We start from the raw sequence: 13,310 nt of genomic DNA on the forward strand, positions 1-13,310 counted from the left end.
AGCCCGATCGGGACGTTGAGCCAGAAGACCCAGCGCCAGGAGGCCTCCACGAGGAAGCCACCGACCACGGGGCCCGACGCGGCGGCGATCGCGCCGCTCGAGGCCCAGATGCGCACCGCGCTGGCTCGCCGCTCCAGCGGCATCGCGGTCAGGATCACCGCGAGGCTGGCGGGCGTGATCATGGCCGCCCCGACGGCCTGCAGGGCCCGGAAGCCGATCAACCACCAGAGCCCGGGGCTGAGCGCGCACCCGACGCTGGCGAGAACGAAGACCCCGAGCCCGATCAGGAAGCCGCGACGTCGTCCGAAGCGGTCGGACCAGCGACCCATCGGGATCAGCAGCGCGGCGTAGGTGATGGCGTAGACGTTCAGCACCCAACTCACGTCCGCGAGGGACTCCCCGGGGAAGCTGGCGCGGATGTCCTGGAAGGCGACGTTGACCACGAAGAGGTCGAGGCCGGCAAGGAAGCTCGCACCGCACAGGGCGAGCAGGAGGAGTCCGGCAGGTCCAGACACCCTCATCTGACTATTGTTATCCATAGCCAGCAACCGTATGGTTCTGACTATGGCAAGCACAAGTCAGATGAGGGAGCGGTCGAGACCACGTCTCCGATCCACTCCGACCCGCGTGGAGGGTCTTTCCACGACCAGCCGGGACCGGACCTTCGTCCGGATCACCCGGCTCGCCCGCGGCGACCAGCAGACGGTCCGCGAGGTCTACCAGGGTCTCTCCGAGACCTCCCGACGATTGCGCTTCCTCGTGGAGATGCCCGCCGAACCGCCCGCCACCGTCCTCCGCCTGCTGGCGGAGACCGACCGGGTCAACCACGTCGCGTACGTCGCGACCGCCCACGGCCGACCGGTCGGCATCGGTCGCTGGGTGCGCGACCGGCACGACCCCTGCATCGCCGAGGCCGCCTTCTCGGTGGTCGACGACTACCAGGGTCGCGGCGTCGGCTCGCTGCTCCTGCACCAGTTGATGCACTCCATGCTGTACGCCGGCATCGGGACCCTCGTCTGTACCCGAGACCCCGAGAACTCCCGCGTCGAGCGACTGCTCGCACCGTGGGGCGGCACCCGCACCTGGGTGGACGGGGTGATCGAGCACCGGATCCCGCTGCAGTGGAGCGCCTCGAACTCGACGAGCGTGCCGGAGGCGCGCTGCGCGTGAGCCCGTCCGCCGACCCGCCGGCGCTGGCTATGGTTGTCCAGCGTCAGGATACGATCGATCCATGACGTCACTGCATCTCGGCGGAGGACTGGCCGACCGCTCCCGGTGGACACCGCGCGAGTGCTCGATCGCCAAGGCGATGGAGGCGGTCGGCAACCGCTCGGCCATGCTGCTGATCCGCGAGGCGTTCTACGGCACCACCCGCTTCGACGACTTCGCGACCCGGGTCGGGATCACCCAGGCCTCGGCCGCGGCGCGGCTCAAGCAGCTCACCGAGCTGGGCATCTTCGCGCGTCGGCCCTACCAGGAGCCGGGCCAACGCACCCGCTACGAGTACGTGCTGACCCCGATGGGCGAAGCCCTGCTCCCGGTCGCCGTGGCGCTGATGAAGTGGGGCGACGAGTACCTCCAGGACGGCAAGGGCGGTCCGGTCGAGCTGCTCGAGGAGAGCACCGACGAACCGGTCGACGTCGCCGTCCGCGGCGCCTCGGGGCGCGAGCTCTCGGTGGACGACATCACGCTGCGGCCGGGGGCGCGCTACCGACGACCCCGCCCGGAGAGCGCCGACCCTCAGCCCGAGGGGTAGAGCGCCGAGGGGTCGAACGAGTCGGGGCGGCCCAGCAGCCAGGCATCGAGCTCAGCGGCCGGCAGGGGCCGGGACGTGAAGTAGCCCTGGGCCTGGTCGCAGCCCATCCGCGCGAGCTCGGCGTACGCCGAGTCCGTCTCCACACCCTCCGCGACCATCCGCAGCCCCAGGCTGTGCGCCAGGCCGACGGTGGAGGTCACCAGCGCCAGGGCGCGCTCGTCGTCGGCCATCGGGAAGATGAAGGAGCGGTCGAGCTTGAGCTCGTCGATCGGCAGCTCGCGCAGGTACGCCAGAGAGCTGTACCCGGTCCCGAAGTCGTCCACGCAGATCTGCACACCTCCAGCCCGCAGCCGGGAGAGGATCGCCCGGGCGCGGTCCCGGTCCGCCATCAGGAAGTCCTCGGTGATCTCCAGGTGGAGCGCCGAGGGCGGGAGCTTCCGCTCCCGCAGCATGGCCGCCACGACGTCGGGCAGCTCGTTGTCGACCAGGGAACTGGCCGACAGGTTGACCGCCACGCTCAGCGGGCGGCCACCGCGACGCCAGTCGGAGGCCTGGTCGAGCGCCATCTCCAGGACACGGGTGGTCATCTGCGGCATCAGCCCGGCCTCCTGGATCACCGACAGGAAGTCGATCGGGTACAGCAGACCCCGGTTCGGGTGGTTCCACCGCACCAGGGCCTCGACGCTCGCCACGTCGCCGGTGACCAGGTCCACCTTGGGCTGGTAGTGCAGCACCAGCTGGTGCTCGCCCAGGGCGGTGCGCAGCTCGGCGGCCGTGCGCAGGTGGCTGTCGAGGTCCTCGTCGTCGGCACTGCTGTAGGCGTAGTGGCCCATCCCGGTCAGCTTCGCCTTGTACATGGCGATGTCGGCCTTGCGCAGCAGCGTGCTGAGGTCACGACCGTCGTCGGGGAAGACCGCGATCCCGATGCTGGCTCCGGACTGGAGCGACAGTCCGTCCAGCAGGAACGGGGCAGTGAGCAGTTCGCGGAGCTTGACGGCCGTCGCGACCGCCTGTTCGCGGTCGGAGACCTCGACCAGTGCGGCGAACTCGTCACCGCCGAGCCGGGCCAGCAGGTCGCCGTCGCGGACGTCCTCGGCCAGCCGGGCACCCACCCGAGCGAGGAGCTCGTCCCCGACGTGGTGGCCGAGACTGTCGTTGACCTCCTTGAAGCGGTCCAGGTCGAGCAGGATCAGGGCACACGGAGCGGCACGGTCACTCAGTCGGACGGCCGCCTCGGCGTAGAGCACCCGCCGGTTCGCGAGCCCGGTCAGCTCGTCCGTGGTGGCCTCGTGCCGCCGGAGGTCGACGAGGTGCCGCAGCAGCCGGAACGCGCGGTGGGACCGGACCACGGCGGCCGCGACCGTCGCGCCGGCCAGGGCCACGGCCACGATCGAGACCTGGACCCGGGTGCCCAGCACCAGCAGGAACAGGCCCACGAGCCCGGCGGCCAACGACACCACCAGGGCGGCCGACCCGCTGCGCGGCTCGACCCCACCCCGACTCGGGCGGCTGTCGGGCTCGGCGGCCGCCACCCAGATCGCAATCAGGCAGAGGCCGATCACCCAACCCACGTCGGGGAGGTGACCGTCGTCGGCCAACTGCAGGGCGTCGAGCATGTCGGCCGCCGCGAAGATGAGCAGACCCGCCATCAGCAGGGCCCAGCGGTCGTCCCCACTGAGGCGCACCAGGCCCGCGATGCCGGCCACGCAGCCGACCAGGACGAGGTCGAAGACCGGGTAGGCGAGTCGGGTCGAGGTCGCCAAGGAGGAGGGCTCCGCGATCACCCGGGCGAGCACGGGTTCCAGGACCACGGCCATCACGGCCGCCGTTCCGAGCGCGCCCATCATGCTGTCCCACCAGACCGAGGACGACAGGCCACGACTGGCGCGCCGTACGGCGGTCAGGATGGCGGCGACCAGGAGCGGGTAGAAGAGCAGGAAGCCGATGTCGGCCGGCGACGGCATGGGGAGGGCCACCCCGGCCCGAGTGGCCCAGAGGTCGTAGGAGGCGCCGGCAGCGAACGAACTCATCGCCAGGGCAGCCATCACCACCGATGCGCGGCCCCCGACGCGGCGGACGCTGACCCAGCAGACCGCGACGATCAGCCACAGCGTCACGACACCGGGCCACCGGGCGTACGCGACGGTGTCGCCGAGCAGGACCATGCTGCTGGCGTAGATCACGACGACCACCGCCATCGCGGCGACCGGGACCCCCACCCATCGGTCTGCGCGGACGAGGCCGGGCGCGGCGAACTCGTTCGCGGACCTGCCGCGGTCGTGGCTGTCGATGTCCATGAGGGGGTCGATCACGTGGTGAACCATCCGAAATGTTCATGCCGGCGAAGCCGGTGGTCTGGACACTGTGGCATCCCAGGCCGTGGAAAGAGCACGTTATGGAAGGACTGCCCCGATCGGATTCACACAAACACCTCTGGTCACACGCCCGCCCCGGCAGGGGCCGCAACGTGACGACGGCCCCTGCCCCGCTTCCGCGGGTCAGGGGCCGTCACCGGAGCCGCCTGTCAGAATCGAACTGACGACCTTCTCATTACGAGTGAGATGCTCTACCGACTGAGCTAAGGCGGCGCGCTGCCCGTCCGACCGAGGTCGAGGCTGAGCAACCCGGGGAAGTATACGGATGCGCGCCGCGAGTGACGAAACCGGCGGGGCTCAGGCCGCCAGGGCGACCCGTCGCTCCTCGGAGGCGGCCTTGCCCGTGCGCAGCTCCTGAGTGGCGCCGCACCAGCAGGTGAACGCGACGTGGATGCCGCTGGCACCGTTGGTCACCGCGATGACCTGGCTGGGGAAGATCAACTGGCGCTTGGAGCAGGCGGTGCAGACGTGGTCGAACATGGTGACCTCCCTCGAAGGTGGCGGATGCGTACCTGACCATCCTGAGCCACCCGAAGACATAGGGGTAGCCTCTCTTTCCATTGGCTGACCAAGGGAGTACCTATGCTTTCGCTGCACCAGCTGCGCTGCTTCCTGACCACCTACGAGTTCGGGTCGATCACCGCGGCCGCCGAAGAGCTGGGCTACGCGCAACCCTCGGTCTCCGAGCAGATCCGGGCCCTGGAGAAGTCGCTCGGGGTGAGCCTCTTCCACCGGGTGGGCCGCGGCGTCGTCCCCACCACGGTGGCCGACTCGCTGCGCTCGCACGCCGAGCGGACCCTGGCCGCGGCCGAGGACGCCCGCCGGGCGGTCCGCAGCGTGGCGGACCTGGAGACCGGGACGATCCGCTTCGGGATGTTCGGCACCGCCCGCCTGTACGCCGGCGCGGGGCTGGTCGCCGACGTGCTCGCTCGGCACCCGGGCGTCCGGGTCGAGCTGATCGGCCAGAACTCCAGCGACGTCCAGGAGGACCTGCGGCGCGGCCGTCTCGAGGCGGCCATGATCGCCGTCACCAGTGTCAGCAGCGAGGGCATGCAGGTGACGCCGGTGGCCCGCGACGAGCTCGTCTACATCAGCGCCGATCCCGAGCGGTTGGCCAGCCCGGTCACCGCGCACCGGCTCGCCGACGCCTCGCTGGTGATGCCCGAGACGACCTGGCGGGCCGACGACTCCACCCGCACCGTGCTGCGCCAGATGCTGCACGAGACCGGTCGCAACCCGCAGACCCGGATCGAGGTCGAGGACGTGGAGACCGCCGTGGAGCTGGTCGGGATGGGGCTGGCCGACTCGGTAATCCCCAAGGGGGCCGCCGAGCAGCTCCTGCCCCGCCTCGCGCCGGGCGCGGGCTGGGTGTCGATGCGACCGCGGCAGTTCGACATGCTGGCGATCGTGCACCGCGCCGGGGCCACCCTCTCCCCCGCGGCCCGCCTGATGATCGAGCTGGCCACGGCCCGGATCCAGGCGATCGCCACGCCGATGCACCCGCGCTGAGCGGCCGACCCCTGGAGGAGCGCCGCCGGTCAGGACAGCTCGGACGCCTCCGACGGCCGCGGCGGGAGCAGCCGGATCGAGGCGATGATCTCGTCGAAGACCGGCAGGTCGACGGCCTCACGCTCCGTGGTGGTGGAGGCGCTGATCGCGAGCATCCGGTGGCTCCCCGCCCAGACCCAGGCCTGCACCTGGCTGGTCGGAGGCAGCGGGCCGGCCGGGTCGTCGCGGCGCGCATGCACCGCGAAGACCTGGGCGTTCCTGCTGCTCAACGTCGACCGGCTGGTCCCGATCAGGTCGAAGCCGGGCACCTCGGCGGCCAGCTCGGGCACCACCGACGAGGTGAAAGCCTCGAACCAGTCGCGACCCGACTCCTCGGGGCGGCCGGCCTCGAGGGTCACCGTCGGACGGTAGTCGTCGGCCTCGGCACCGCCCTGCAGCTGCAGCGTCGACTCGTCCACCGCCAGCGCGTCCCAGCCGATCGGCACCCGCAGGGAGACCAGCAGGTCGGCGCTGGTCAGGCTCGTCCAGCCGCTCACAGGTCGATGAACCTGATCGACGCGACCGCGTCGTCGTACGACGAGAGCATGGCTTCCTCCGAGGTCGACGCGACGATGGACAGCAGCCGCGAGCCATGGGCAGCCGCGGTCAGGTGGAGCAGGAGGTCGGCGTCCGGCCGCCGCAGGGTCACGGTCGCCGTCGGCTCCTCGTCGACGAGGCGGTCCGCACGACCGAGGAGCTCGCCGTCCACCCCGGCGAAGCCGTCGGCGAGAGCACGCACCGCCGCCGTCCGGTCCGCGTCGGTGGCGTCCTCCTCGAACTCACCGACGACCTGCAGGTGCATCTGGGGGTCGCGCGGCCCGGCCGCCCCGTCCTCGTCGAGCACTGCATAGGTCACCGACGACTCGTCCTCGGTGACCGACTCGAAGCCGACCGGGAGCTCGATGGAGACGCCGGTGCGATAGCTGAAGAAGTGCACGAGGTCCTGGGTGGTCGCGCTCACGGGGTCGACCCTACGGGCGACTTGAAGGCGAGCTTCTTCACACGTCCGCCCTCGATCTCCAGCTCCTCGAGCGGGTTCGTGGTGTGACCCGGTCCGAAGGCCTGGGTCACGGCCGCCGTCATCATCACGTCGGCCTCGTCCGGGTCGAGCCCCTGGAACCCGATCCGGTACTTGTCGAGCGCCGTCTGGACGACGTGCCGGCTCTTCAGCTCGATCGGCGCCAGCTCGGCGGTGAGGTCCGCCATCGCTCGGGTGACCGCGGCGCCGGTGTCGCGCTTCGCCTTGGCGAGGGCGGCGAAGTTGCTCACCGGTTCGAGGCTGCGGATCGCGAGCCCCTGGATCTGGATGCTCTCGATCATCGGGAACTTGTCCGTGACCGCCAGCTCGAGAGCCCGGTCGCCGGCCTCGTTGTTGATGTCGGCGCGGATCGGTTTGACGGCCTTGTCGATCCGCTTCTGCAGCTCCGTCGACGTGGGCACCGCCTTGGCCGAGGACGGGTCCTTCTCCCCCGCGGCTCGCAGCTCGCCGACGTACGAGGCGAAGCCGGGGCGTACCGCGTCCGCGATCATCTTCCGGCGGGCATTGTCGTCCTCGGCGCCGCCCTCGAGCGAGGCCTTGCCGTTCGCGCGACGGTCCTGCTTGGCAGCGGTCATCACCGCGTCGTTGATGGTGAAGGTCGTCACCACGCCCTTCTCGACCACCACCTTCTTCAGCAGCTGCTCCCCGAGCGCCTGTCGAGCCGCGTCCTCGAAGGCGCGGTCGCCACCGCCCTGGCGCTGCCAGTCCCCGACCTTCGTGCAGGCCTGGTCCAGCCGGACCTGCACCTTCTCCTTCTTGAGTCCGTTCTTGCCCGACTTCGTCTTCAGCTCCCGGTAGCCGACCAGGCTCTCCCCGAACGCCGCGACCGCCGCCGTCTGCCGGGCCTCGACGTCGCCGGCGTCCTTGGCCTGCCGGGCCCGGTCGAGCGCGCCCGACTTCTCCGAGTACTTCTTCAGCACGCCCTTCTCCACCGTCACTCCCTCGACCAGGCCGCCCAGACCCGCCTGGATCGCGGTGGCGAGCTCCGCGTTGACCTCGTCCCGGGCCACCTGTCCCTTGATCGACGAGACCGAGTCCTTCAGCAGACCGTTCAGCTTCTTGTGGTCGAGCGTGGCCTTGCTGGAGGCGACCAGCGAGGCTCGGTACGCCGTCAGCTTGCCGTCGAGCGTGGCCAGGGCAGCGGCCCGGGCGGCTGCCTGGGCGTCGTCCGCGGCCGCCTTCTTCGTGCCGGCCGTCTTCTCGGCGTCGACCTCGAACTCCCCGATCTTCCCCTTCGCCACCGAGAACTTCGTCAGGTACTGCGCCTTCATCTGGCGCGCCGCGAAGTCGATCACCTGGTCGGGCTCGGCACCCTCGAAGGCCTCGTTCAGCGACTTCCAGTGGCTCGTGATGATGCTCTGCACCTCATCACGCTTGATCCCGTTCTTGCCCTTGTTGGCCTTCTTCGTGGCGTAGGCCGCGAAGTCGGCGGTGAGGGCGTCACGAGCCGAGCGCCACTTCTCCTCCTTCTGCTTCTGCGTGCGGAACACCTCGGCCTCGGCCTCCGGCACCGGGTCCCAGGCGCGGATGTACCCACCCTGGGTGTCGACGTGGCGCAGCTGACCGGCGAAGGCCTCCATCGCCGCCTGCTGGATCCCCTTGTCGGTCTCGACGTAGGCGAAGTGCGGGCGCAGCAACGGGGCGGCGTTGGCGATGATGGCCTGGACCCGTTCCTTCTTGATCCCGTGCTCGCCCTGCATGATCTTCTTGTTGGCGTAGGCGACGAAGTCCTCGTAGACCGCCTCGTAGCCGATCTCCTGCTTCTTCGTGGCCAGCGCCGAGCCGGCCGGCAGGGCCTCGCGCTCGTAGTCGGGACTGACGCTGTCGATCGCGGGACGGTCCGCGGAGAGCTCGCCGACCTTGGCCACGATGACGTCGGCCAGCGCGGCGAAGTCGATGTCGGCGTCCGCCTTGCCGCCGGCACCCAGGCCGAGCGCGGCGCTGAGTCCGGCGCTCACCGAGAGCTTGCCGTTCTTGATCTCGAACTTGCCCGAGACCGACGCGCCCGCACCGACGCTGACCTCGACCTCGCCCTTGGCCGAGACGATCTTCTTGCCCATGATCTTGAAGGCGGCCTTGCCCGAGGCCTTGGCCTTCGCGCCCGCGAAGGCGCTGGCCTCGAACTTCGCGGTCACCCCCTTGATGCTGACCGAGAACTCGGTGTCGATCTCGGCGCCGGCCCCGGCCGCCGCTTCCAGGGTGCCCCCCACCATGAGCTGGGCGGGGCCGAGCTTGATCTCGGCCTCGCCGTCGAGCTTGACCCGGGCCCCGGCGAAGGCGCTGGCACTGAAGGCGGCGCCCACGCCCTTGCGCTTCAGGTCGGCGAAGACCTCGGCCTTCAGCTGGGCCTCGGCCCCCAGCAGGACATCGAGCTTGGCGCACACCGACCCCGCCAGCGGACCGATCTCGGCGGACGCGTCGAGCTGGCCGTTGGCCCACAGGCCTGCGCGCGCGGCCGCCTCGAAGGTCGCGGCCAAGGCAGGGATGTAGCCCGTCCGGTCCACGACGGCCTCGGCCTTGCTGGACGCCTCGATGCCGGCACCGCCGGAACCCTTGGCGCCCATGCTGGCCTTCAACTTGCCGCGCTGGATCGCCTTCTTCTGCTCGGCCGCACCGAAGGCGCCGGCGCGAGCGGCCGCCTCCATCGAGACCTTCAGCTCGTCCCTGCTGGCGATGCTCAGCAGCTTCAACTCACCCTGGACCCCGGCGAACGCCTCGGTCGTCGTCGAGGACTGCTTGCCGGTCGTGCCGTCGAAGCTGTTCTGCTCGCGGCTGGTGGTGGTCGTGGTCCCGCGGCCGGTCTGCTCCACCTCGCGCACGGTCTCGGCGGCGGCCGGCTTGACCAGGCCGAGCTGCGGCTTCTGCCAGGCCGGCGGCGGAGTCGGCCGCTTCTTCACCGGCGGAGGAGGGCCAGCGTTCGAGCGGGGGCGGGTCTGCGGGGTCTTCTCGGCCGGTGTCGTGGTCATCGATACTCCTGGTCCGCCTGATGCGGGTGGCCGACCGACGGGGACACCTCGAGGGCGTTCGTGGCTGGACGGCGGTCGACCTGCCGTCGTGCAGCCACTGCGTTCACGCTCCTCGATCGACGTCGGGACGCGATCTCACCGAGATGCGGCACCCGAGCTCTTCCAGAACGGATCTGATCGCGACACTACTCGCGCCGGCGCGCCCCGTGGCGCCTTCGATCATTTGCCCCGAGCCGTCAGGTGGGCGAGGTCGGGGACCATCCGGCCCAGCTTGCGGTACTCCGCGACCGTGGCTGCCAGCACGTGACGCTGGCCGACGGCCTCGTCGGCCGCCACCGCGTCGTACGCCGACGCCAGGACGATGTTGCGGATGTCGCCGCCCGCGAGCTCGACCGCCGTGGCCAGAGCCCGGACGTCCACCGGGTCGTCCTCGTCCAGGGTCGGGAGCTGGGCGAGGTGGTGCTCCCACAGCCGGGCGCGGGTCGGGGCGTCCGGGTCCGGGAAGTGCACGATGAAACTCATCCGGCGGGAGAACGCCCGGTCCAGGTTGCCGCGCAGGTTGGTGGAGAGGATCGTGATGCCGTCGAAGTGCTCCATCCGCTGCAGCAGGTAGGAGACCTCCTGGTTGGCGTACCGGTCGCGGGCGTCCTGCACCTCGGAACGGCTGCCGAACAGCGCGTCGGCCTCGTCGAAGAAGAGCACGACGTCCAGCGCCTCGGCGGCCTGGAAGACCCGCTCGAGGTTCTTCTCGGTCTCCCCGATGTACTTGTCCACGACCGACGAGAGGTCCACCTGGAAGAGCTCGATCGAGAGCTCCTCGGCGATCACGTGAGCGGCCAGGGTCTTGCCGGTGCCGGGGCTGCCCGTGAAGAGCGCGGCCAGCCCTCGGCCCCGCCCCCGCAGCATCCCCTCGGCGGCCACGCTGTCGCGGTGCCGCGACCAGCTCACCAGCTGCCGCAACGTGTCGGTGACGTGGTCGGGCAGGACCAGGTCGGCGAAGCGCGGACCGGCACCCGCCCCGGGCATCCCCATCACCCGGTCCGCGGTGCTCGCCCCGGAGCCACCGACCCGGCGCGCGGCCTCGCGGACCAGGTCCCCGGTGACCTCCTGGTCGCGGGCGGCCGCCAGGACCTGTGCGTAGCGCGAGGCCTCGGCGATGTCCTCGGCCGAAAGGCGCAGGCCCAGCAGCGTCTCGTGCAGTTCGTCGTCCGCGTCGACGACCGTGCCGAGGCTCTCCTTCCAGGTGTCGGAGCGGGTCTCGACCGACAACGGCCCCGCCTCGACGATGAGCGGGAAGCGCGCCGACCACAGCGGGTTCCAGGGCTTGCTGCTCACCGCGACCACCGGGACGGCGGCCCGTTCCAGCGTCTCGAAAACCCCCCGCTCGGTGGAGTCGTTGACGACCTCGCAGCCGATCAGCACCAGCCCCCAGCCGCGCAGCCCCGCATTGCGGGCGGCCCGCGCGACCACGTCGTCGAGGCCGTCGCCTGCCGGGTGTCGACGCAGGTCGATGGCCAGGCAGCTGAGCCCGAGCTGTTCGAACGCGCCGGCCGCCATCGCCGTACCGGACATGCCGGCGGCGGAGCGCACCCAGATCAGCGGCACACCACGCTCCATGCCGCGCGCGATCGTCTCGCTGCCGGCCACCGACAGGGGTACGAGGGGGATTCGCAGCCGGTCCACGGCCGGGTCGGTCGGGATGCCGCCGGCGAGGACGGAGGCCACCGGCTCAGGGACGCTGAGCTGTCGGGCCAGCCAGGGCTCGGGCTCGGAGAGCTCCAGCAGCCGGTGCCGGCGCAGCAGGCCGTCCGGGCCCAGGCGGGCGAAGGGCTCGGGGGTCGCGGTGGGGAGCCCGGCGAGCTCGAGCGCGAGCGCGACCGAGGGTCGGGAGTGGCTCGGCGAGCCGCGCAGCAGCGAGTAGGCCAGGGCGACGTTGGCGTCGAGGTCCCCGGCGACGGCGCACCACAGCAACGCGGCGTCCGCCTCGTCGAGTCCGAAGATCTCGCGCACCGAGGCCAGGGGGGCGGCCGGCTCGTCCGGGTCCTGCGCGTGATCGTGCGCCAGGACCGCGAGGACGGCGGCGAAGTCGGCCTCCGAGCTCCAGCCGGCCGCATCCGTGCTGCGGCGGGCCCCGGCGGCCTCGAGCCGCTGGATCAGGCTCTGCATCGGGTCCGACACCCGTCACTCCTCGCCTCGCGCCGAGTCGGGCGGCCGACCGGCTGCTCCCGACGATAACGCGGGGGGGTGTGTCGGGATCCCCGGATCTCCGGGGAACTTGGCGCTTCCACGGGGTTGCAACGCCATGGAAGCGCCAGAAGTGCTGGGTAAGCCGGCTCGATGGGGGCTCGGTGGGGCTCGGCCCCGACTCGATGGGGGCTCGGGATCAGCAGGACAGCCCGTCCTGCGGAACCTTCCCGTCGATCAGGTAGCTCTCGATCGCCTCGTCGACGCACTCGTTGCCCGAGTTGTAGCCGGTGTGGCCGTCTCCGTCCCGGCTGACCAGCACCCCGGACTCCAGCTGCTCGGCCAGGCTCACCGCCCAGGCGTACGGCGTCGCCGGGTCACGACTCGTGCCCACCACCACGATCGGCGGGGCCCCCGCTGCGGTGACCGTCCGTTCCGGCTCCGTGGAGCGGGCCTCGACCCCGGCGCAGGCCGTCAGCCCCCACGCGAAGACCCGACCGAACGTCGGCGAGGCCTCCTCGAACGCCGGCAGGTTGGCGGCCACCTCCGAGGGCGGGATCGCCGACGGGTCGTCGAGGCAGTTGATCGCGTAGAGCGCCTCGATGCTGTTGTCGTCGTACCCCTTGCTGCCGCGGGAGGTGTAGAGATCCGAGAGCCGGATCAGGATCGACCCGTCGCCGGAGAACCCGCTGCGCAGCGCCTGGCTGAGGATGAACCAGTAGTCCGCGTTGTAGAGCGGCGCCACGATCCCGTAGAACGCGTTGCCCACCTCGAGCTCGCGATCGGAGTCGGTCGGCAGCGGCTCAGCGTCCACCTCGTCGATGAACGTGCGGATCCGCTCGAGGCCCTCCTCGACCGAGTCCCCCAGGAAGCAGTCGTCCTCGGAGTCCACACAGTCCGCGACGTAGGCGCGCAGCGCGGTCTCGAACCCGGCCGCCTGACCCAGCGAGAGATCGCGCAGGCCGAGCGAGAGGTCGACGGCTCCGTCCAGGACCAGTCGGCCGGCACGGTCGGGGAACAGGTCGGCGTACGTGGCGCCCAGCTTGGTGCCGTACGACGCACCGAAGTAGCTCAGCCGGTCCTCCCCCAGGGCGGCCCGCAGGATGTCGATGTCCCGGGCGGCCTCGACGGTCGTGACGTGGTCGGCGAGCTTCCCGGAGCGCTCGACACAGCCCTCCCCGATCGCCTCGACCCAACCGGCGAAGGCCCGGCGCTCTGCTGCCGTGTCCGGGTCCGGGTCGGTGGCGATGTAGTCGTCGAGCGCCGCGTCACCGAGACAGTCGACCGGGCTGCTCGCCCCGGTCCCCCGCGGGTCGAAGCCGACGATGTCGAAGCGCTCCAACAGCGGCCGACGGAACACGTCGCGCGCCTGGGCGGCGTAGCTGGTGCCCGGCGCCCCGGGGCCACCCGGGTTCACCACCAGCGATCCGATCCGGGCGTCG

The 13,310-nt window shown here is 71.1% G+C and carries 11 protein-coding genes and 1 tRNA gene; 3 read left to right on the forward strand and 9 right to left on the reverse strand.

The window, feature by feature from the left end; translation table 11 throughout:
• Positions 1-521 (reverse strand): MFS transporter (locus tag ABZE72_RS12085; RefSeq protein ID WP_372729282.1); only part of this gene is annotated, 521 nt, incomplete at its 3' end.
• 106 nt (positions 522-627) lie between these two features.
• On the opposite strand from ABZE72_RS12085, the gene ABZE72_RS12090 reads away from it, so the two are divergent.
• Positions 628-1,170 carry an N-acetyltransferase family protein gene (locus ABZE72_RS12090; protein WP_372729283.1) on the forward strand — a complete coding sequence of 181 codons (543 nt, stop codon included), beginning with the start codon at positions 628-630 and terminating at the stop codon, positions 1,168-1,170.
• Positions 1,171-1,231: 61 nt separating this feature from the next.
• A complete protein-coding gene (locus ABZE72_RS12095) occupies positions 1,232-1,756 on the forward strand; it encodes a winged helix-turn-helix transcriptional regulator (protein ID WP_372729284.1) in 525 nt (174 codons plus the stop codon).
• Here ABZE72_RS12095 and ABZE72_RS12100 read toward each other — a convergent pair.
• From ABZE72_RS12100 to ABZE72_RS12110, 3 genes are all read right to left on the reverse strand, one after another.
• Complete coding sequence (locus tag ABZE72_RS12100) at positions 1,741-4,068, reverse strand: putative bifunctional diguanylate cyclase/phosphodiesterase (protein ID WP_372729285.1); 2,328 nt, start codon at positions 4,066-4,068, stop codon at positions 1,741-1,743. The two genes, ABZE72_RS12095 and ABZE72_RS12100, sit on opposite strands and share 16 nt — an antisense overlap.
• Before the next feature lie 203 nt (positions 4,069-4,271).
• Positions 4,272-4,344, reverse strand: a tRNA-Thr gene (locus ABZE72_RS12105).
• An 84-nt stretch (positions 4,345-4,428) separates the two neighbouring features.
• Positions 4,429-4,611 carry a hypothetical protein gene (locus ABZE72_RS12110; RefSeq protein ID WP_372729286.1) on the reverse strand — a complete coding sequence of 61 codons (183 nt, stop codon included), beginning with the start codon at positions 4,609-4,611 and terminating at the stop codon, positions 4,429-4,431.
• Positions 4,612-4,713: 102 nt separating this feature from the next.
• Between ABZE72_RS12110 and ABZE72_RS12115 the strand changes: the two genes are divergently transcribed.
• Positions 4,714-5,640, forward strand: a complete 927-nt coding sequence (locus ABZE72_RS12115) for a LysR family transcriptional regulator (RefSeq protein WP_372729287.1) — start codon at positions 4,714-4,716, stop codon at positions 5,638-5,640.
• Between the two features lie 29 nt (positions 5,641-5,669).
• Here the strand turns inward: ABZE72_RS12115 and ABZE72_RS12120 are convergent, their stop codons facing one another.
• From ABZE72_RS12120 to ABZE72_RS12140, 5 genes are all read right to left on the reverse strand, one after another.
• On the reverse strand, positions 5,670-6,176 hold the full coding sequence (locus tag ABZE72_RS12120; RefSeq protein WP_372729288.1) for a hypothetical protein: 507 nt from the start codon (positions 6,174-6,176) through the stop codon (positions 5,670-5,672).
• Complete coding sequence (locus tag ABZE72_RS12125; protein WP_372729289.1) at positions 6,173-6,640, reverse strand: hypothetical protein; 468 nt, start codon at positions 6,638-6,640, stop codon at positions 6,173-6,175. The genes ABZE72_RS12120 and ABZE72_RS12125 overlap by 4 nt, the downstream gene beginning before the upstream one ends.
• A complete protein-coding gene (locus ABZE72_RS12130; RefSeq protein WP_372729290.1) occupies positions 6,637-9,684 on the reverse strand; it encodes a hypothetical protein in 3,048 nt (1,015 codons plus the stop codon). The genes ABZE72_RS12125 and ABZE72_RS12130 overlap by 4 nt, the downstream gene beginning before the upstream one ends.
• 219 nt (positions 9,685-9,903) lie before the next feature.
• Positions 9,904-11,862, reverse strand: a complete 1,959-nt coding sequence (locus tag ABZE72_RS12135) for an ATP-binding protein (protein ID WP_372729291.1) — start codon at positions 11,860-11,862, stop codon at positions 9,904-9,906.
• 205 nt (positions 11,863-12,067) lie between these two features.
• Positions 12,068-13,310, reverse strand: a 1,243-nt coding sequence (locus tag ABZE72_RS12140; RefSeq protein ID WP_372729292.1) for an alpha/beta hydrolase, incomplete at its 5' end; no start/stop codon positions are given.

The sequence above is a fragment of the Nocardioides sp. genome, from assembly GCF_041600255.1.
In the GTDB taxonomy this organism is placed as follows: domain Bacteria; phylum Actinomycetota; class Actinomycetes; order Propionibacteriales; family Nocardioidaceae; genus Nocardioides.